The organism is Psychromonas sp. SP041, assembly GCF_000470315.2.
GTDB lineage: Bacteria > Pseudomonadota > Gammaproteobacteria > Enterobacterales > Psychromonadaceae > Psychromonas.
In genome coordinates this window covers 1-21641 of sequence record NZ_CBRF02000023.1, presented here as the reverse complement: position 1 = coordinate 21641, position 21641 = coordinate 1, and the positions used below count along the sequence as shown (strand labels likewise).

Genomic DNA, 21641 nt, shown 5'->3' with positions numbered 1-21641 from the left:
AAAGGGCGTGTAATACGCCCTTATCTAATACTAAAACTTAATAAATGGCTTATAAAGACATTAATAGTTCACGTACTTTTGCAAAATCAACCGGGAACTCTTTTGATAATAAAGGCAAATCTGCACGTGATGCTAGCTCTTCAGGAATGAAAATTTCACGTCCTAAAATATCTTCAACGCTTTCTCTAAATTTAGCAGGATGCGCTGTACATAAGAATAGGCCAGTTTCATTTTCTTTTAGTTGTTTAGTCAACTCGTGGTAAGCAATAGCACCATGAGGTTCACATAAATAACCTAATTTATCCATGTCGACTAGTGTCTTTTTAGTCTCTTCATCAGATAACTTACCGTAACCTAACTCAGCTAAAGACCAACCTTTCACTTTGAATAACTCTTCAATACGAGGCCAGTTATTTGGTGCACTTACATCCATTGCATTTGATAATGTTGCAACCGTCTTTTTAGGTGCCCAAGTACCTTCTTGTAAATAACGCGGTACCGTGTCATTTTCATTCGTTGCAGCAATAAAGCGCTTAATTGGTAAGCCTAGTGCTTTCGCTAATAAACCTGCCGTTAAATCACCAAAGTTACCGCTTGGCACTGATACCACTAAGTTTTCACGTTGCTTTGCATCTAACTGAGCAAACGCTTCAAAGTAATAACAAATTTGAGCCACTAAACGACTAATGTTAATTGAGTTAGCAGAGTTTAAACCAATCGCTTGTTTTAAATCTTGATCATCAAACGCATGTTTAACCATTGCCTGACAATCATCAAAATCGCCTTCAATTGCCACTGTTGTGATGTTACCACCGAGTGTACAAAACAGTTTTTCTTGTAACGGGCTAATTTTACCTTTTGGATAAAGAATAACAACGTTGATATTCTCCATGCCAAAGAAGGCATGTGCTACCGCAGCACCTGTATCACCAGACGTTGCAGTAAGAATTGTTATTTTCCCATCATCTTTAAATTGCGCTAAACATTGCGCCATAAAACGGCCACCAAAGTCTTTAAACGCTAATGTTGGACCGTGGAATAATTCTAATGCATTGATATCTTCAGTTACTTTTTTCACAGGAGCAGGGAAAGTAAAAGCTTTAGAAACGATATCGAATATAGCTTCTTTACTTAGCTCGTCACCAATTAAGTGCGATAAGATTTCAGTTGAACGATCAACTAAATTCATTTTAAGTAATGCATCAATATTATCTAGTGGATTGATCGTTTCAGGAAAAAACAAGCCTTGGCCACGTCCTAGTCCTTGTTTAACAGCTTGTTGAAAGTTTACTTGTTCGCTGTTGTCTGTGATGTTGTATAAATTCATAGTTCTTTTCCTAGCACGCGTGCACCCTGTTCATCAAGGTGACAAATATGACAAAATCCTTCTTCATTTTGAAGGAAGTTTTCTGTTAACCAATTTTTTAATAATTCAGCTTGCGGTAAATCAGTCATCACTGCAAAGACTGTTGGGCCCGATCCAGAAATCCCCATTGCTAATGCACCACTTTGTTGTGCAAATAAACGCGCTTGGTCGAAACCAGGGATTAGCTGTGAACGATAAGGTTCTGCAATCACATCTTTTAACATAGAAGCCGCTAAAACAGGCTGATTACTATGACAAGCATGTACAAAAGCACCTAAACGACGACCATAGGTCAATGCGTCCGATAAGCGATATTGCGATGGTAAAATATCACGAGCAGCAGCCGTAGAAATAGTAATGCCCGGATATGCAACAACCCAGTACCATTCTTTAAATGAAGGGATTGTTTGGCTAATTTCGCCACCTTCATTAATCATCAACTGCATACCGCCAAGGTAACATGGCGCGACATTATCATAGTGAACACTGCCACTAATCTTGCCTTCCATTTCGCCCATAATCGTTAACATTGCATGCTCATCTAATAGATAATCATGCCATGCATTTAAGGCTTCTAATGCCGCAACAATTGAACTTGAACTAGAGCCTAGCCCACTGCCTACCGGCAGGTTTTTCTCTAGCGTCATTGCCACGGGTAAGACTTCTTTATTTAATTTTGCTATTGCTGCTTGATAAGCTAAATAACAGTCATAAACGATATTGCTTTTAAAGTCATCTGGCAATTTGTGTGAGTATGGGCCAACACATTGTAGCGAAAACCCATAGTCACCTTTAGTGATTTTAACGCGGTCACCTAGTGGTGAACCGTCAATCGGCGTAAGTGCTCCACCTAATACATCAAAACCTACACTCACATTAGCTGTTGAGGCTGGAGCATAAACAACAATAGACATCTTAAAACTCCTGTTTCCAGTTCAACGTACGCAGTACATCAGCAAACACACCTGCAGCGGTTACTTCAGTACCTGCACCATATCCACGTAATACTAACGGGATTGGTTGGTAATATTGGCTATAAAACGCTAATGCATTTTCACCATCTTTTACTTTATTTAACGGATCATTCTCATCAACCGCCATAATACTACATTTACACTTACCGTCTTCAATACTACCAATGTAACGTAATACTTTACCTTCTTCATTGGCTTTATCTTGTAATGCTTTGAAGTAAGCATCCGCTTCAGGTAAGCGAGCCATAAACTCATCCGTTGTACCTGTATCATCAAAGCCTGGTGGTAATGCTTGTTCGATTTCTACATCGTCTAGGTTTAATTCCATACCCGCTTCACGCGCTAAAATAAGCAATTTACGTGCAACATCTGTCCCGCTTAAATCATCACGAGGATCTGGTTCTGTAAAGCCAATGTTACGAGCTTCAGAAGTCACATCGGAGAATGATTTACCTTCATCTAACTTACCAAAGATAAATGATAATGAACCCGATAAAATACCATTGAATTTAACTAAACGGTCGCCTGCATTAAACAGGTTTTGCATGTTTTCAATAACCGGTAAACCAGCACCTACGTTAGTATCGTATAAGAATTTACGACGTTTCATTAATGCCGTTAAACGTAACTGATGGTAGTAATCCATGCTACTTGTATTGGCTTTCTTATTCGCAGTAACCACATGGAAACCAGCGCCTAAGAAGTCAACATAACGAGCAGCAATTGCATCGTTGCTCGTACAGTCAACAATCACAGGGTTAATAATATGAGAACCATCTACCAGAGATTTCATTGACACTAATGACAACTCATCTGTTGCATCTTTTAATAGGTCGCGCCAATTATTTAAATCGACACCTTCTACATCTAAGATCATCGCACGACTATTGGCTACGCCACAAACACGGATAGCAATATTACGCTCTGCTAAGTAACTTTGTTGACGATGTATTTGGTCAACTAATGCGCCACCAACACCACCACAACCAATCACAAATAGGTCGATAAACTGCGCTTTACTGAAGAAGCTATGATGACAAGCCGTCACCGCTTCATTGGCTTTTTTCTCAGAGACAACTGCTGAAATAGAACGCTCAGAAGAACCTTGCGCAATCGCCGTTACATTAATAGACGCATCTGTTAATGCCATTAAGAAACGCGCTGCAACGCCTTTTTCTTTTTTCATACCATCGCCAACCAGTGAAATAATCGCCTGTTTGTCGATAACATCAATCTCTTCTAATAAGTTATTTTCGAACTCTAATTTGAATTCTTCATTTAACGTATCAATGGCTTTTTGTGTATCGTTTGAGTAGATACAAAAGCTTAAGCTGTATTCTGATGAAGACTGCGTAATCAATATAATAGAAACACCAGCACGCGAAATCGTCGTAAAGATACGACCAGCCATGCCCACAATGCCTTTCATGCCAGGGCCTGAAATGCTTAGCATACTCAAACCTTTCAGGTCTGAAATACCTTTTACGCGTAACTTTTGGTCACTTTTTTGTGCACTAATCAACGTACCTTCCGCTTGGGGATTATGTGTATTTTTAATTAAACAAGGAATATGGTGCTGCGCAATCGGTGCAATCGTTTTTGGATGCAAGACTTTTGCGCCAAAGTAAGACAGCTCCATCGCTTCAGCATAACTCAATGATGTTAATAATTTAGCATCTTTTACTAGACGAGGATCACAACTGTAAACACCGTCTACGTCTGTCCAGATTTCACAACATTCAGCTTTTAAACAAGCAGCTAATACCGCAGCAGAGTAATCAGAACCATTACGGCCTAACACTAATGTTTCGCCTTCTTCATTACCGGCAGTAAAACCAGGCATTAAGTAAATAGCATTGCTAACAATGGCTTCTTTAGCGAATAGCTCACGTGATGCTTTAATGTCGATTTGCGCTTCTAAATAACCCCCCTTGAAAGAGATTAATTTTTGCTGCGGAATGATCATCTCAACATCTTGGCCTTTAGCAATAAGTAGTTGCTTCATACAAGCAACACTTAAGACTTCGCCTTTACTTAAAATACGTGCTTCGATGCTAGGAGGACATTGCCCTAATAAGCGCACGCCTTCTAACAATTTAGTCAGTTCAGCAATTTCAGTTTCAAAGGTATTACGTAATAATTGATCTGCTAATTCAACGTAGGTTTCTTTTAAACCTTGAATGAGTTCAGAAAATATTTTTTGAATTGCAATTAAATGTTCGTCAGCAGACAATCCTTGGCTGGTTTTTTCTACTACCGCAACTAAGTTATTGGTCACACCTGATGGTGCCGATAATACTAGAGCGATTTGAGACTGTTGATGATTGTTAATAACAATATCAGCAACCTGATTGAAACGTTGAGCATTTGCTAATGAAGTGCCGCCAAATTTAAGTACGCGCATCGTACCCCCCTGCTTTAATACGAAAAAACCCGCCATCAATAGCGGGTTTTATGAATGTTGAACTTACTCTTTTACAAATAACAAAAAGCACTGCGAACAAAGCGCAGCACTTTTCTGTTTGAACTGAGAAAATAAAGTAAAATCCATGTGTGTTAATAATTTCGTTAAATTTATATCGCTCGATTATATCAAAGCTTATTGCGTACTGGAACAAACAACGGAACTAGGTTGCAATTAATTAGCATAACAAATAACAAAATGTTAACTATACTCGTAGATGTATTGATAAATATCAAATAGATAAGGTAAAAGTATCGTTTAGTGACAGAATAAGTTGTTATCTATATGTTAAGTAATTACACTTTGATTACTGAAAACTGAGATTTTTTAAACCGTATTTCCTTTCATTTGCACATTTTGTTTAAAAAAACAGCCAACCATAAGTGCGGCATGACAGTTTCACTTAACTTATTTGATGTTAGATCTACTAATATTAAAGTCAGTTAAGAAAAAATTATTAATTTTATAGGAGTCAATTCATGTCTAGCGCTAAAATTTTAGTTGTAGAAGATGAGTTAGTTACACGTAGCACATTAAAAAGCGTTTTCGAAGCCGAAGGTTACCAAGTTTTTGAAGCGAACGATGGCACAGAAATGCACCAAGTTTTAAATAATAATGACATCAATCTCATTATTATGGATATCAACTTACCTGGAAAAAATGGTCTTTTATTAGCTCGTGAAATTCGTGAGCATAAGCAGATTGCGTTGATTTTCTTAACAGGTCGCGATAACGAAGTTGATAAGATTTTAGGATTAGAGATCGGTGCTGATGATTACATCACTAAACCGTTTAATCCACGAGAGCTAACGATTAGAGCACGCAACTTGTTAACACGTACGATGCAAGATACTTTGTATTTTGAAGAAGTACGCCAAAAAGTTGAGCATTATAAGTTCAGTGGCTGGACGTTAGAAATAGATAGTCGTTCATTAATTAGTCCTAATGGCCAAGTGTTCAAATTACCACGTAGTGAGTTCCGTGCTATTTTACACTTCATTGAAAACCCGGGGAAAATTCAAACCCGCGCGGATTTATTAATGAAAATGACCGGACGCGAATTGAAAACACATGACCGTACTGTTGATGTAACGATTCGTCGTATCCGTAAACACTTCGAAACCGTGCCAGAATCAGCTGAAATCATTTCAACTATTCACGGTGAAGGTTACCGTTTTTGTGGTGAATTAGAATAATCTGTTTATAAATTACAAGCTGAAATAATAACCTGACTCACCCTAATATAGGTTGACAGTATGTTAGTTAAAAAAGCCTGCTATATTACTAGCAGGCTTTTTCGTTTTACGCTATCACCTAAATTTTAACTTCAATGCTCACTTTACTTTTTACTTCAGAATGAAAGTTCACTAATGAAAGCTCACTAATAAAAGTTTACTCATACCAATGGAATTAAATAAGCGATCAGGGGTTGCGCAGGAAAAATTAACACTAATAAGGCGTGAGTTGTAGGAGATAGTTGTTCTCACTTCAAAACTCACAACGCAGTTAGAGGGGATTTTAACTAGCAAGAATGATCACCTTATTAATTCTTTTGGTATCATAGCCTTCACGTGATCCATCGATAACTTAAGCATTAGCAACAATCCATTTTTTCAATTCTTTAACATCTTCTACATACAAATTCTTAATTAGCTCATGCCAATCATCAATATTATCCCACCATGCAGGTAAGTCAGGTGATTGCATTTTTTGTGCTAAATTTTGAATGCGTAACAGCCCTACTGAAGCTGCAGCCCCTTTTATTTTATGTGATTTATCAACAATCCCTAGTTCGTTTTTAGCGACCATGTGACTATCCAATACCGACAAATATTCAGGCATTAATTGTTCGAATAACGACACATTATCTAACATCACAGAAAGCGGTAAAAACTCCATCAATTCTTTTAACATCGGTTCGTTAAACAAGACCAACTCTTCGTCAATAGGCTCTACTTCATGTACGTCTTCTTCAATAGTCGAGATCATAATACGATCGCTAAATTGACGTTCGACCATGGTATTAAATACCGACAGGCTAAACGGTTTTCCAATTGCATCATCCAACCCTTTATTAACAAACTCTTGGGTATTAGAGAATACGTTCGCGGTTAACGCAACAATCGGCGGCAGTTTATGATGTGCTTCACGTAAACGACGAGTCACTTCAAAACCATCCATATCAGGTAATTGAATATCCATTAATATTAATTGATATTCTGACGCGGCTACTTTATCAATCGCTTGTTGACCATTCATTGCAACATCAATTTGATGCCCTTGCCTTTCTAGTAAGGCACGTGCGACAAGAATATTTAACTCAATATCTTCCACTAACAAGATAGATAAAGGAGGGACAGTAAACTCGGTTTTATGTTTTTTATCTGGCGAGCAAGTGCTTGGTAAATCTAAAGTAAAGATGCTCCCTTTACCTAATTGACTCGTTACCGTTAATCGGCCGTTCATTGCCTTCACTATTTGGCTAGAGACAGATAACCCAATCCCCGTTCCTGTGGCATGGCGTTCACCTTTCACTTGATAATACATCGCAAATATTTTATCTAACTTGTCTTCGGGAATACCAACGCCAGTATCTTCAACTTCAAAACATAGCCATTTTTTATTACCTTCACTGCGATGGCTACAACGAATATTCACTTGCCCTTGATCGGTAAATTTCACAGCATTAGTGATTAAGTTCCATAATACTTGGCGCAGACGTGTCCCATCTGAATAAAGGCATTTAGGCAAAATACCTTTCTGCTCAAATACCAACTTAAGCTTTTTTTGCTCCGTTTGAATATAAGCAAGGCTTTGTAAATCATTCATAAAATCATCAACAATAATACAATCATTCACTAAGTTTAAACGTCTTCTATCCAACTTATCTAAATCGACAATATCATTAAAAATATTACCTAACGTGATCGCACTCATGTGAATCGTTTTAAGGTATTTAATTTGATCTTCATTAAAGCTTTCATCTAACAACATACGACTTAAGCCAACAATACCGTTAAGCGGTGTGCGTAACTCATGGCTAATTGTTGAAATAAAAGTAGTTTTATCGCGACTCGCTTTTTCTAAAAATTCTTGATGTTTTTTACGTTCAGTAATATCACGCCCAAAACCAATTAAACCAACGCATTCATTCTGACTATTAAATAAAGGCAACGCGCGGATTTCAAAATAACCTAGTCGACCGTTTGGATAAGATAACCACGTTTCATGAATTTGTTCATTATGTGTTTTGATTACTTTTTGGTGGCGTAGCGAGACTTCAGCAGAATACTCTAAGGAGTAAATGTCTTTTGGCTTCAGGCCCACCAGCTCTTTCTCTGTTTTGCCTGATAATATTTCCATCGCTTTATTACAACTTACAAAGCATTCGTCTATATCGCGGTGAAAGATTAAATCAGGGGAAGTATCGAAAAACGATCTTAATAAGCCAGTACCTTCACGTAGACGCAATTGGGTTTTTTGATGTTCTACAATTTCTTTTTCTAAGAGGTTTGTTTTTGCTTTATCGTCTTTTAATATGTTCTCTAATTTTTTAACTGTTAATGCAAGACGCTGTCTAGCACTGTCTAAATCGCCAACCACTACACTTAGAAAGTAAACGGCCCAAGGGGTAATAATTAACCCTAAAATAACCGAACGATAAATATCGGCCATGTCTAAGGTTTCAGAAAAGACTTGCGCAATAATGACTTGTAAACAAGCATCGGCAAAAATAATAGCGAAAGCTAATAATAAGCTAAACTTGATGGGTCCCAATCGTTTCAATAAAGAAACATAATAATGAACCCAGGTTTTCAGATTAAATAAATTCACATATCCTCACAATCATCATGGTTTGAATTACTATTTTTGCTTACTTTTTACGTGTTTTTTGCATTGTACCGACTTTTTGCTGATTAACCTTGATCCAATCTCGATCAAACATTAAATCACGTCATTTTAAGCTCAATTCGTCCGCTATGCTTTGTAATTTATAAATCATAGGGATAAATTATCAATCACTTAGTTAAAACCATTGTATTTCATGGTTTTTAATTTTTCATAACCCGTTTATAATGCGTCTTCAATTTCATAATCATCTATCCATGTAAAGCATGTTGAAGGGAGCCTTATTTAATGGCAATGCCAGATATCGCAAATAGTGCACAAGCTCAAACTGAAGGAACGCTTGATCGCGTAGGTATGAGTAATATTGAGTTACCATTGATGGTACAAACAGATAACTACCCTGCTCAACAAGTCAGTGCAAAGGTTGAGTTATTTGTAAACCTAGGTGACCCGCAAGCAAAAGGCATTCACATGTCGCGTTTGTATTTGCAATTAGATCAGCTTTCTACGGAATCTGAGTTAACACTGCAAACATTAACGACATTATTAAATGGATTTATTGAAAGCCACATTGACTTAAGTACAGAAGCTTTTGTAAAAGTTGAGTTCGATTATAACTTACGTCGTAAATCGTTAATCAGTGAAAAACGCGGCTGGAAAGCTTATCCAGTAGTGATTATTGGACGTTTAATTGATGGGAAATTCGATTTTGAATTACAAGTCGATGTCCCTTATTCTTCAACTTGCCCATGTTCAGCGGCGTTAGCGCGTCAGCTAATCCAAGAAGCATTTAGCAAGCAATATGAACAGCAAGAAAATGTTGCAAAAGAAGACATTATTACTTGGTTAGGCTCTACACAAGGTATTGTGGCAACACCACATAGCCAACGTAGTGTTGCACAAGTTAAAGCAAAACTAAGTGATTCTGCAGATAACTTTCCAATTATTGCATTAATCGACTTAATTGAAGCAACATTAAAAACACCTGTACAAGCAGCAGTGAAACGTGAAGATGAGCAAGAATTTGCACGTTTAAACGGTCAAAACTTAATGTTCTGTGAAGATGCTGCACGCCAATTACAATACGCATTAAACCAACAAACACAGTTCTCTGATTTTTGGTTACGTGTAAACCATTACGAAAGTTTACATGCTCATGATGCAGTATCAGTAACAACGAAAGGCATTAAAGACGGTTATAAAGCTTAATTATTAAGTCTTATAGTAACCCTAACGCTTTATACGTTTTTATAGTGCAGAATACTAATACCAATGGAATTAAATAAGTAATCAGAGATTGCGCAGGAAAAATTAACACTAATAAGGCGTGAGTTGTAGGAGATAGTTGTTCTCACTTCAAAACTCGCAACGCAGTTAGGGGTGATTTTAACCAGCAAGAATGATCACCTTATTAATTCTTTTGGTATAAGAAGAAAATAATAAAAAAGCCCTTAATCAGCAATGACTAAGGGCTTTTTATTATCTATAAAACCAGTGTACTGCCTGATGACTTAACTGCTTTTAATAGATGACTAAATATTGTATAAAATAGTGAATGCTTTAGTTCAAAATAAAAGCGTTTATTGCCCGTTTACAGGCGTAATAAAAGGTACATCCGTTTTAAAGCACACCGTCTTTTTAGTGTAAGGGTGTTGAATTGAAATCTTACTTGCGTGTAATAACAAACGAGGAGACAAGGCTAATGCAACGGGATCTGCATAAAAGTCATCACCTAATATAGGATGCCCGATAGCCATCATATGTAAACGCAATTGATGAGTACGCCCTGTCACCGGCATCAACTTAACCAGTGTACTTTGCTCTCCATAACTCACCACTTCATAGAATGTTTTACAAAGCTTACCTGCCTTTAAGTCGACCTTATGTTTAGGAGGATTATCTGTATCTTTAATTAATGGAAAATCTATACAGCCTTTCTCTTCTTTAACGTGGCCAAATACACGAGCGTAATAGACTTTCTCTGTTTCACGTTCTTGAAACTGTATTTTTAATGCCCTTTCCGCATCTTTACGTAATGCAAAAATAATTACACCAGACGTCGCTAAATCTAAACGGTGAACCGTATGGCTATCAGGATGTAATGTTAATAAACGACTATACATACTATCATGCCGTTCAATATCTCGCCCAGGTACAGACAAAATCCCAGCGGGTTTATTAAACACAATCATATCTTTATCTTTATAGATCGTATCTAACCAAGGTTCAGTAGGCGGGTTATACAGAAAGTCATTCATCGGCATGTCAGTTAGTTGCTTAAACAAGTGGCAAAGATACCATTTACCAATAATTTTTCAATGAATGAAACGCCCCTTTGTAGGCATAGTCATTACTATGATCAAAAGAAAGATGATCAGCAGAGTAATAAGAGTCGTCATACACATCACCCTCCATTGTTAATTCGTCACTAAATTAAGCACGTCACACATGCTATAGTCCATAATTTAGGTTACTAAATGGCAATATCACAATACCCTTCAAAACTGAGTTTACCCATAATTAACCCAGGCGTCACGGCAGTATTTGAATACCTGCTTATTAAATTCCCTTATGTTAAAGCAAGCGTTTGGCAACAGCGTATTAATGATGGCAAAGTGCATTATCATGATGGCTCACTGTTAACGATGCAATCCCCCTTTCAAGCACAACAACGTATTTACTATTACAGAGAAGTTGAAAACGAGCCGATTATTCCTTTTTCGGAAAACATATTATTTCAAGACCAACATATTTTAATTGCCTATAAACCGCACTTTCTTGCTGTCACACCTGGTGGAATCTATGTGAGTGAATGTTTACAAAATCGTTTACGTCAACGAACGGGGATAGACACCTTACAAACATTACACCGTTTAGACAGAGTCACCGCAGGATTAGTAATGTTCTCTATCAACCCTGAGACGCGAGCGCTTTATCATGATTTATTTGAAAATAAGAGAATACTCAAAACCTATCAAGCAGTGGCTAAGATTACAAAAGATCAGGCTTTAATCGATAAAGAATGGCAGGTCAACAATCGTATAGAAAACAGTGAACCACGTTTTACAATGCGCATTACTGAAGGAGAAGCTAACAGTCACTCTATTATAAAATGCATACAACAAACGACTCAACAGGCGTTATTTGAACTAACTCCCATCACGGGTAAAACCCATCAGTTACGAGTCCACATGCAATCATTAGGCTTCCCGATAGTAAATGATAAATATTATCCTCATTTACAGCCATTATCAGCAGATGATTATTCAGCACCATTACAATTATTAGCTAAAGAACTCAAATTCATAGACCCTATTACCCAACAACCAAGGCACTTTCAATATGATGGTAATTTATCATTACTTTAAATGATGTAGTAAAAAACCCATTAAATGGGGAAGTGTATAAATAATTAACACTCATCATTAATTTATCATCCATCATCACAAACTTGAATTAAACCTATCAACTAAGGTTAAATAGAGAGTACTTCCCTATACTTTAACCTTTTGCTTTCATATACTTCTGCACTATTAACTTATACGTGACTGACACGGTTAACTTACACTACTAACTTGCGCTAATTTATTACCTTAGACTTACTAAGCTATCGCTTAAATAAACCGATTATTCACAACTAGGATCAACGATGTCGACAATCATATTTATATTCCTCGTTATCCTTCTAGGTTTCTTAACGGGTCAAATCTTATATCGTAAAGCGTCAACCAATTTAGATAAAATCAAGCTGTTCACCACCTTCCTAGCAATGCGCTTTACTATCCCGTTATCCGTGATGCTCGCAATATGGCAATTAGAACTCCAAAGCTGGCGCTTAATCTGGCTCCCTATTATTGGTTCAGCGATATTATTAGCAGGGTTTTCAATTGGTTGGCTAGTATCAAAATCCTTTCGGCTACCGGGCATACAACGCGCTGTCGTTGCACCCGCAGGCGCCTTTACCAATATAGGTGCCATAGGTTCGTTAGTCGTGTTTGTCTACCTTGGAGAATCAGCCTTTGCACTGGTACCATTATTTAAATTATTAGAAGAGTTTATTTATTTTGGCTTTCTATTTCCTTATGCAGAACGCTTTTCAACATTAAAAAACATAAAGAAACGAGCACTTTGGAAAGACCCTACCTTACAAGCCATGTTTGCAGCCTTAACCTTAGGTGCAATGCTAAACGTCACAGAAGTGGTTCGTCCAGATTGGTTTAAAGATGTTACATCGGTTTTAATACCGTTAGGCACATTTTCTATGATGATAACGGTTGGTTTAGTGTTTCGATTCAATGCCATCTTACAACACTGGAAAATTGCGTTGGCATTATCACTCTCTAAACAGATGCTCTTACCTGTTATCGCCTATTTTTTAGTGGTATTAACAGGGCAAGCAGACGCTTATGATGGTTTAATTTTACAAATCGCTGTGCTCATAGCAACCATGCCAATCGCCTTTATTGTTATTTTACCCGCTTCTATCTACAAATTAGACCAAGGCTTAGCCAATTCATGTTGGGTAATGAGCTCATTGGTATTTCTTGTTATGTTGCCTTTCTATTCAACGTTTTTAGTTTAGATATAGCAGCATTAAATCAGTAAAGAATTAGTTAAAAAAACAAGTGATTTAAACGAGTATAAGTTATAAATTAAGATCGCCCTTGGGAAAATGATAAAATGCAAAAAGAGGGTAGGCGCTCAATACGTAAATATGATTATCAGTGTCTATACTTTTTATTTGGGCATCTAATATTTCATTTTGATCATAGCAAGTTTCAAAATGAGATCTACCTTCAATAAAATAGTTTGTTTTTTCAACATTGGCTTTTATTAATTCCTTCCAATTTTCTAAAGTTAACTTTTTGATTTGGTGAAGATAATTCATTCCTCTATCTGCCGATAATTTCTTATACTTCTTACCTCGACAATTCTCTACATCGACTTTTAAATTTTTATAGTCTTCTAAAGATGGAACATCTCTTAAAGCTTCAACCATGGGGTAACTAAGAAATAATTTTCCTTTATCATCTTCAAGATTAAATATTTCTAGCATTTTAGTCAATGTAGATGCATCATACTTGTCGTCTTGACACTCCATATCAAAGAACAAATAAATTTGATTCACATCTTCGAATGTAAGTTTATCGAGTAATACTTTATTATTTGGAGTGAGAACAGATTCTTTTACTAAATCAAAAAGATTTAGATCATCATCTTTTTCTAACTCTTCAAAAAGCTCAAATATATCATTACCATACGAACACTTTACTATATCGACTTGTTCTTCATTGAAGAATTTACTTTGTAATGAATAAAAATATTCGTGTTCTCGTCTCTCACCTTCAAATAAACATAAAATTGTACTTCTAAGCACTTATTTCAACCCTTTAAATATTTTTTCTAAATTATGTGCCTTTCGTAAATCTTTGTTTACTAGTTGGTCAAACCGATATTGTTTATCTGCTAATAATGAATAGCAATCAGGCCTTAGTAAGTCATTACTCATAAGTCCAGTATTATGAGTAGTTAAAACTGTTTGACACTCAATTTCAGAAATTTTATTAACTATTAATTTAGACAATGCGTAGTGATAATATGCATCAAATTCATCAATATATGCGAAGGAGAGAATTCCAGACTCTAGTTTTAACCACCAGTAATAAAACACTCCTAAAGACATGGTACCTGTTGAGGCTACAAGCGAAAATTCCAGAGTGTTACCATCATCAAAATCAAATGCTATTCGTTGATCCCCAATATCACCAGTAGTAGTTAGATTGCATTCTATTCCTGCATCATTTAAGAATTTTTCAAAGTCTTTTACTTTATTAGACTCAATAATTGCATGAGATAACCTTTTAGAATCTGGGCTATGTCCGCTAACTTCAGCCCCTTTAGTCAATGTTCTAAAAAAAACCATTCCCTTAACGAAAGCAATAAATTTATTAAATACATTATTTTCGTGATTGTCATCCAAAACTGCATTTGAGCTTAAATATTTTACAGCTGAAATTTCAGATTTAGTAAGGTCATTTTTTAGAGACTGTGCTCCAGCTAGTTCAAATGTTGCTAATCCAGATTTTCGTCTATCAAAAGAAACACATTCTTTTCCGTCAATTTTTAAGAATTCGTAAACAGTATTAAAGCAAGTTGACTTTCCGTAAGAATAAATTACAACGGAGTTTTCAAATATAAATTCATACTGAAATTCAGCAACTCCCTTTTGTGCTGTGCGAGCATTAATATAGTTAGTTTTTAAAGAAGGCATTATCAAACTGTCACTTATGTGGCAAGTAAGATCAAGAATTGCTAATCCTAAATTAGATTTTCCACAGCCATTTTGGCCATATACCATTGAATGCTTAATAACATTTTTATTTGATATTACTTCTGAATTAAATTCATAGTTCTTATCTGTAATAAAATTAAATTCGAACCAATTCGTAAAATTCCTGAAATTTTTAACTGAAAATTTTGATAACATAATAGATAACTCTGATTTCGCATTGGTTAATATGAATGAATATTAACATACACATATTCATCCGTAAAAAAAATACGGCAAAAAATAAAACTTAAAAGTTCTATTAATAAGTGAAAACTATAAGTGCAAAGACCTATATAACCTAATTAAATAACCTTTAATATGAGTAGAGCTCGAATATGAATCGCAGTTACAAACCATCGTAATCAGCCAACCTATAAAATAATTATCTAGAATTCTCTTGTTTAAATTTTGTATTTGTTAGTGGTTTTTTGCCATTTAGTCGTACAACTTGTACTGACATAAAACTGTACTACCAAATGTACTACTTAAAAATATAGATGGGATGATGTTTATAGGCATAAAAAAAGCCCGTAACATCAATTGGTGATTGACGTTACGGGCTTTAGTCGATTCTTAATATTTTAGAATCTAGTAGGTGGTGGAGATGGGGGGAGTCGAACCCCCGTCCGAAAAACCTACATCCTCGGTACTACATGCTTAGTCAGTTATTTGGTTAACTCGTTAATCTCCAACTGACAGGATATTAAAAAGCGAGTCCGATACTATTTCGCGGTTCACCCTCGAACAAGGTTCCCTCGCTATCCGATGTAAATGACCTTCCGAATCCCTACCCATTGGAAAAGCGCGGGTGGAAGGCTAGCTAGCCTAAGCTGCTAGAGAGTAGTTAGAGTCGTTTGCAACTATAACGTTGGCGGCTTTTTACGAGGCCAACCGCCACCTCGGCATGCACCTTGGGTTTCAAGAATCTCGTCGAGTCCTAAATCATCCCCACAGTGGTTAGTGATAAATCACCAACAAGTTAAGTCTAACAAAGCTAAGTGATGCAAGATAGTATTATCTTGCATGTTGTTTGCTAACTGCTTGTTTATCGAACGCTATGCTTCATCATACGTTCTTTTTGAACTTGCCATTCACGATCTTTAACATCACTACGTTTGTCGTGATCTTGTTTACCTTTTGCTAAAGCAAACGAGATTTTTACCCACGCATGTTTCCAATAGAGTGAAATAGGAATAATGGAGTAACCCTGACGTTCTACTTTACCGACTAAGTTATCAAGCTCACGGCGTTTAAGTAATAATTTACGATAACGTAAAGGATCACAAACTACGTGCGATGATGCGGCGAGCAATGGTGGAAATGTTGCATTAAGTAAGAAAGCCTCTCCATTTTTTAAGAAGATATAACTATCTGCAATATTTGCTTTACCTGCGCGTAAAGATTTTACTTCCCAACCTTGTAACTCAATTCCCGCTTCAAAGCGTTCCTCTAAGTGGTATTCATGAGAAGCACGTTTGTTACGTGCAATCGTATTGTCGTTATTTTTTGGTTTTGAGTTTTTTTTAGCCATAACCTGCATTATACCCTTTATCATTCAAGGTGGAAAGTTCAGCAAGCATTGAAATGAACAGGTTCTAGATAGAAAGTTGGAAATATAATGGGTTAAATTATAACTTTCTAATCACTAAGATGTTTACTTCAGAATTTGCTCTATGAGTCGCTCGCTGAGAATCAACTTTGTAATACAATACTGAGTAATGATCAACTATTATCATCACCTTATGATCTTGATTTTAATCGACAAGCTAGTGACAGAGTAAAACATGCTAATGACTGAAATGTCACTAACATTTGTTTTTGAATGATTATTTTATTTGTTGAAAAGTCACTCATTTATCAGCATTTTTTTGCTATTTTTTTTCAGTTCGCGCATCGCATCGTGTAAGATACCCCTTTTCAAACGAGGTAAGACATGGCTCAAGTATCACGTAGCGCACTGTTGATGTATAGCGCACAAGAAATGTATCAACTAGTGAATGATGTGGATGCTTATCCTGAGTTTTTACCTGGTTGCAGTGAAACGTCTGTATTAGTCGATCAAGCTAATTTAATGAAAGCGTCTATTAAAGTGTCTAAAGCAGGGATTAGCCAAACGTTTGTCACTGAAAATACGCTTATTTCAGGACAATCGATTGCAATGAATTTGGTTGAAGGCCCTTTTAAGCATTTAACAGGCGGTTGGACTTTCACTGAATTAGATGAACAAGCGTGTAAAGTGAGTTTAGATTTAGAGTTTGAATTTAGCAGTTCAATTATTGAATTAGCTTTTGGTCGTATTTTTCACGAACTAGTTGGTTCAATGGTGAAATCTTTTTCTAATAGGGCTAAAACAGTTTACGGCATCCGTTAATTTTAGCTAAGCTAAAGCTGAGTATTTAAATAAAATATTAAAGCTAAATGTTAAAATTAATAGTATGAAAAGGTGAAGAGATGAATCAGTTAATTGATATAGAAGTCGTTTATGGCCTTCCTCATAAACAAGTCTTATTGTCATTAAAAGTACCTAGTGGCACGACTATTGAAAATTGCATCAAGCTATCGGGTATTGTTAAACACTTTCCAGAGATTGTCCCAAGTGAAGCGGTTGTTGGTATTTTTAGTAAACCAGATAAGTTAGAAAATACAGTTAAACAAGGTGATCGTATTGAAATTTATCGCCCATTAACAGCAGATCCAAAAGAGATGCGTAAGTTACGGGCTGAAAAAGCAAAACAAGCTAAAAACAATTAACTGATTACTGTAACTCACTTATTAGTAATAGTTTGTATTTCTATTACTAACAAAAAAGCGCCTTTCGGCGCTTTTTTGTTGATTTAATAAACGTTATTAATAGTAAAGTAACAACGCCTAAAATTGATGACTGAATTGTACTGCTGCTAAAAGCGCATTAGCATGTGTTGTCCCAGTGATTTCAGAAACGCCATCGACTTGCTCTTCTACAGAAACATCATCCCCTAATAGATAAGTCACCCCTACATCTATATTAGAGTCTTCCGACAAGTTATAAGTAAAACCAGCAGAAATCCATTGGCGATCAGAATCAGGTACAGAAATTGAAGTCACTTCATCTTGAGCACTTATGTCGTACATGTAACCTGTACGTAAAGTCCATGTTTCATTTAAGTAATAAGTACCACCAATGGAAAAATGCATTGCGTCTTTCCATTCGTAAGTATTCACTGTGCCAGTCGTTTTGGACTCTAATGTATCGAATGAAGACCACCCAATCCATTGAACACTATAGTGAATTGCATATTGAGTGTCTGTAATACGATGATACCCAGAAAATTCAGCCATATCTGGTAAGCCTAAAAATAGTGAATCATTTTTAGTCGTTACGTTATTATGAGTAACATCTCCCTTTACTTCTAACTCTGGGCTGTAATGATAAGATAAGCCAAAGCGGTTATTTTCATTTAATTCAAATACCGCCCCTAAATTAAAACCTACAGCAAAGCCATCCACATCAGCATCTAAGGCAGTAAAATCAGCAACTCCAATATCCAACGTTCTTTTTAATTCACCTGTTCCGTAAATAATATCGACTCCACCACCTAGGCTCCATTGTTGATTAATACGATACGAGGCTGCTAATCCAAGATTCAAACTTTTAACATCGGTCAAGCCACCAAATTCTGAGCCAGAAAATGAATCATCAAAATCAGTTCGAGTGCCAAAGTTAGAATACAAATTAACCCCAACAGCAAATGCGTCATTAATTGGAAAAATGACGTGAAGATTAGGCGAAACTGACACACCACCAGCATCATCATAATTTGCACTCGTACCATTCGGTGCTGTAGGACCAGTATAAATGCTATCTGATACAGATATATCAGTTTTTAAAAAGTTAACTCCTAAAGATAAAGATGTTTTATCAAACAATGCCATTGCTGCTGCATTACGAGCCATAACAGACGCATTATCAGCAATAACAGCATCACCCGCAAAAGCACGCCCCAATCCTGTTGCAGATTGTGAGTTTAATTGGAAGCCCGCGGCATTAACTTGCATAGCAGAAAGAGAAAGAGCACTAACGAGTAGTGATTTTTTGAATAAATGAAGTCCTTGCATCCGAGTGCGCATATTATCATCCTTGGTATTTGGTGTAGTGAGTCCGAAGTGTTACAACATCACTTAATATTAAATAAGAAGAGCATAATTCAGAAAAAATATTTAGATTTAGTTATGCTCTGAAATCGTGATCCGGTGCAAATGCTTTCTCTTATTTTATCGAAAATAGCTAAGTTGGTTATGTATTTCACAATTTTAATGGGTCTCTATAGTATTAAATTTAATAGTAAAATTGATAAGAATTAATACTATAGAGTAAAGAGCGTACGAATAATTAGTAAACGAGATGTACTAAATTATTGTCTGATAAAAAAGTGTTGTCAGTCACGCTTAGTTTGTTATAACGAATTAAACTGCGTAATCCATCGATATAAGCTTGGCCACGTTCTGAATATTTGATCAACGTGCCTGCTAATAATAAACCTGAGAAATCTTTATTAGCAATCACTTGTTTAGCGCGTAGATTGCGCAATGATTTATAGGCCGATGTGGTATTAATATTTAACATATAACCCTCAACTGAACCTAAAGGACTATCAAAGCGGGCGATACCGTAATTACCTAACTCTGTTCGTTGTTGTTTTGGCTTAATACCATTACCGCTAAAATCCCATTGTCCAAAAAATGCATTGCCTTCCAAGGCAAATCGAGATGTTCCCCATGCGCTTTCTTCTGCTGCTTGTGCTAATGCTAACGAAGGTGGAATAATATTAACGCGCTTCAATAATATTTGTTTGTCTGCATTGGTTAAAGCCGTTGTTTCATCTTTAATAACTTCATATTTAAGCGCAATAGAAAGTAACTCAGGTGAGGTTAATTTGGCGTTTTTAACAATTTCTCGTTCACGCAAAATATTTTCATTTGACACTAAAATTAACGGTAATATTAATCGTAAGAAAATGCTTTTTTTGTTTTCAACGGGCATGTTCTTAGAGATATCTTGCCATTTTGGACTAACGCTTTCAAACGTTAAGCGAGGAACTTCTTTGATGCCATTATCCCAATCTTCAGGGGTGTAATGTAGTTTTTTGAATACTGCATTGAGATCATCTAATGAGGTGATTTTTATTTCAGTTGGATTAGCCATTAGCTTTTCAGAGGTCGAAAGACTTTCGGTACAAGCAGACAAAAACAACACAGTGATTAATGTAAAAATAATGTTTTTTTTCATAAAAAATTCCAGAAAATAGTTAGTTAAACCTATTTTTAAATATGGGGGGTAACAAGTAAATCTAAGTTACATGCAGATAAAGCTGATAGGTGAATAATGCGATATATTATTTACAATAAACAAATAACATTACGATACCTCTATTATAAGCAACAAAGAGGACTCGTAGTTAGTAAACTAATTATAAAAAAAATGTAGAAGTGAAATCTTAAATGGCATTCATGAAATGAAAAAGTAAAGGTAACAAGCAGTTATTATTGTTATTACCTTCTTTATGCTGATTTATACAAGATTGATTTGGATGCTTTATGGCTATTAAGCACCAATATTTATTAATCCAAACATCGTTGACAAATGAATAATCGGTAGCATTAACATACAAACAAGTGCTAACCACATTAGCCAACCAATAAACCCATTGCCTGTCATGGTTTTCAAAATACTAGTGCCGTGTATTTTACCTACAAAATATAAAAGACCATATTGAATCAACATCACACCAATTACGATCGGCATTGCTGGTAAACCTACTGAATTAATAGCTGCAGGAATAGTTAGTAGCGACATATATGCGACAACAATAATAATGATGAATGCTTTGGGTTTAAATCCCGTTAATTCTTCGAGAACTGAATTACCAGGCTTAGAACCTTTTATATCCATGTTTACCCTTTTTCTATAAAGTTTAAGTTAGCTAAAAGCTAAATGATTAAAAACGTAATAATACCGTGTTATATACTAAATGCTTCATCATTAGTTATATAGTGTGATGGTAATTGTATGATGAATAAGATTCATACAATTATCCACCCTACTTTCACCATTAAAGGTTGATCATTCAAACAACATCATTATTTTCACTTATTGTATAGATATACCTTTAATTATGACCGATTAAGACAATTCGCTTGTTCTTTAAGCAACTAGTATCTCATTTGCTTAGATACACCAAATAACGCTTGCAATATAATGTGATCCCTATATCATTCGCCGCACTTAAACGGACGCGAGATGGAGCAGTCTGGTAGCTCGTCGGGCTCATAACCCGAAGGTCGTAGGTTCAAATCCTGCTCTCGCAACCAATTCTTCTTAAGAAGAAAAAGTTGTCGTTTAAGTGTTTACTAAATCCGGACGCGAGATGGAGCAGTCTGGTAGCTCGTCGGGCTCATAACCCGAAGGTCGTAGGTTCAAATCCTGCTCTCGCAACCAACTTCTAATTCAGTTTAGAAAAGAAAATTTAGTAGTAAAAAAGTTACAAATATATCGGACGCGAGATGGAGCAGTCTGGTAGCTCGTCGGGCTCATAACCCGAAGGTCGTAGGTTCAAATCCTGCTCTCGCAACCAATTTTGACAGTTACAGATTTAGAAAAAGAAATATCAATTCCGGACG

Annotated in this window: 17 protein-coding genes, 3 tRNA genes and 1 other RNA gene; 9 read left to right on the top strand and 12 right to left on the bottom strand. The window is 36.1% G+C overall.

Features of this window, described 5'->3' with window-relative positions:
• Positions 1 to 49 precede the first annotated feature (49 nt).
• The 3 genes from thrC to thrA are packed head-to-tail and all read right to left on the bottom strand — an operon-like array spanning position 50 to position 4744.
• Positions 50 to 1327, bottom strand: coding sequence for a threonine synthase (gene thrC, locus SP041_RS13235; RefSeq protein WP_025564281.1), 1278 nt, complete (start codon positions 1325 to 1327; stop codon positions 50 to 52).
• Entirely contained in the window at positions 1324 to 2280 is a 957-nt protein-coding gene (thrB, locus tag SP041_RS13230) for a homoserine kinase (protein WP_025564283.1), read from the bottom strand. The genes thrC and thrB overlap by 4 nt, the downstream gene beginning before the upstream one ends.
• Before the next feature lies 1 nt (position 2281).
• On the bottom strand, positions 2282 to 4744 hold the full coding sequence (gene thrA / locus SP041_RS13225; RefSeq protein WP_137297880.1) for a bifunctional aspartate kinase/homoserine dehydrogenase I: 2463 nt from the start codon (positions 4742 to 4744) through the stop codon (positions 2282 to 2284).
• A gap of 539 nt (positions 4745 to 5283) precedes the next feature.
• Here thrA and arcA point away from each other — a divergent pair.
• Complete coding sequence (gene arcA, locus SP041_RS13220; protein WP_137297879.1) at positions 5284 to 6000, top strand: two-component system response regulator ArcA; 717 nt, start codon at positions 5284 to 5286, stop codon at positions 5998 to 6000.
• 391 nt (positions 6001 to 6391) lie between these two features.
• Here the strand turns inward: arcA and arcB are convergent, their stop codons facing one another.
• Entirely contained in the window at positions 6392 to 8638 is a 2247-nt protein-coding gene (gene arcB / locus SP041_RS13215) for an aerobic respiration two-component sensor histidine kinase ArcB (protein ID WP_025565848.1), read from the bottom strand.
• Positions 8639 to 8941: 303 nt separating this feature from the next.
• On the opposite strand from arcB, the gene folE2 reads away from it, so the two are divergent.
• Positions 8942 to 9862: a GTP cyclohydrolase FolE2 gene (gene folE2 / locus SP041_RS13210; RefSeq protein ID WP_025565849.1), complete on the top strand. Its 921-nt coding sequence runs from the start codon at positions 8942 to 8944 to the stop codon at positions 9860 to 9862.
• A 371-nt stretch (positions 9863 to 10233) separates the two neighbouring features.
• Here the strand turns inward: folE2 and SP041_RS13205 are convergent, their stop codons facing one another.
• Positions 10234 to 10911, bottom strand: coding sequence for a pseudouridine synthase (locus tag SP041_RS13205; RefSeq protein WP_025565715.1), 678 nt, complete (start codon positions 10909 to 10911; stop codon positions 10234 to 10236).
• A gap of 219 nt (positions 10912 to 11130) precedes the next feature.
• Here SP041_RS13205 and SP041_RS13200 point away from each other — a divergent pair, with 219 nt between their 5' ends.
• Both SP041_RS13200 and SP041_RS13195 read left to right on the top strand, forming a co-directional pair.
• Entirely contained in the window at positions 11131 to 12021 is an 891-nt protein-coding gene (locus SP041_RS13200) for a pseudouridine synthase (protein WP_025565716.1), read from the top strand.
• A 281-nt stretch (positions 12022 to 12302) separates the two neighbouring features.
• Positions 12303 to 13235, top strand: coding sequence for a hypothetical protein (locus tag SP041_RS13195; RefSeq protein WP_025565718.1), 933 nt, complete (start codon positions 12303 to 12305; stop codon positions 13233 to 13235).
• A 63-nt stretch (positions 13236 to 13298) separates the two neighbouring features.
• Here SP041_RS13195 and SP041_RS13190 read toward each other — a convergent pair whose 3' ends face one another.
• The 4 genes from SP041_RS13190 to smpB form a co-directional block, all read right to left on the bottom strand.
• Positions 13299 to 14030, bottom strand: coding sequence for a hypothetical protein (locus tag SP041_RS13190; protein WP_025565719.1), 732 nt, complete (start codon positions 14028 to 14030; stop codon positions 13299 to 13301).
• Positions 14031 to 15140, bottom strand: a complete 1110-nt coding sequence (locus tag SP041_RS13185; protein WP_025565721.1) for an AAA family ATPase — start codon at positions 15138 to 15140, stop codon at positions 14031 to 14033. It lies immediately after the preceding gene.
• Positions 15141 to 15580: 440 nt separating this feature from the next.
• Positions 15581 to 15934: a transfer-messenger RNA gene (gene ssrA, locus SP041_RS13180) on the bottom strand.
• A 95-nt stretch (positions 15935 to 16029) separates the two neighbouring features.
• Positions 16030 to 16515: an SsrA-binding protein SmpB gene (gene smpB / locus SP041_RS13175; protein ID WP_025565722.1), complete on the bottom strand. Its 486-nt coding sequence runs from the start codon at positions 16513 to 16515 to the stop codon at positions 16030 to 16032.
• A 402-nt stretch (positions 16516 to 16917) separates the two neighbouring features.
• Here smpB and SP041_RS13170 point away from each other — a divergent pair, with 402 nt between their 5' ends.
• Together SP041_RS13170 and SP041_RS13165 are read left to right on the top strand one after the other, a co-directional pair.
• Positions 16918 to 17355, top strand: coding sequence for a type II toxin-antitoxin system RatA family toxin (locus SP041_RS13170; RefSeq protein ID WP_025565724.1), 438 nt, complete (start codon positions 16918 to 16920; stop codon positions 17353 to 17355).
• Positions 17356 to 17435: 80 nt separating this feature from the next.
• Complete coding sequence (locus SP041_RS13165; protein ID WP_025565725.1) at positions 17436 to 17735, top strand: RnfH family protein; 300 nt, start codon at positions 17436 to 17438, stop codon at positions 17733 to 17735.
• Between the two features lie 117 nt (positions 17736 to 17852).
• Here SP041_RS13165 and SP041_RS13160 read toward each other — a convergent pair whose 3' ends face one another.
• The 3 genes from SP041_RS13160 to SP041_RS13150 all read right to left on the bottom strand — a co-directional run bounded on the left by SP041_RS13160 (position 17853) and on the right by SP041_RS13150 (position 20913).
• Positions 17853 to 19091, bottom strand: a complete 1239-nt coding sequence (locus SP041_RS13160) for an outer membrane protein transport protein (protein ID WP_240791470.1) — start codon at positions 19089 to 19091, stop codon at positions 17853 to 17855.
• Positions 19092 to 19353: 262 nt separating this feature from the next.
• Positions 19354 to 20250: a glucosaminidase domain-containing protein gene (locus SP041_RS13155; protein WP_025565728.1), complete on the bottom strand. Its 897-nt coding sequence runs from the start codon at positions 20248 to 20250 to the stop codon at positions 19354 to 19356.
• A 315-nt stretch (positions 20251 to 20565) separates the two neighbouring features.
• On the bottom strand, positions 20566 to 20913 hold the full coding sequence (locus SP041_RS13150) for a hypothetical protein (protein WP_025565729.1): 348 nt from the start codon (positions 20911 to 20913) through the stop codon (positions 20566 to 20568).
• 342 nt (positions 20914 to 21255) lie between these two features.
• On the opposite strand from SP041_RS13150, the gene SP041_RS13145 reads away from it, so the two are divergent.
• From SP041_RS13145 to SP041_RS13135, 3 genes are all read left to right on the top strand, one after another.
• Positions 21256 to 21332, top strand: a tRNA-Met gene (locus tag SP041_RS13145).
• A 50-nt stretch (positions 21333 to 21382) separates the two neighbouring features.
• A tRNA-Met gene (locus SP041_RS13140) sits at positions 21383 to 21459 on the top strand.
• Between the two features lie 59 nt (positions 21460 to 21518).
• A tRNA-Met gene (locus SP041_RS13135) sits at positions 21519 to 21595 on the top strand.
• Positions 21596 to 21641: the final 46 nt, after the last annotated feature.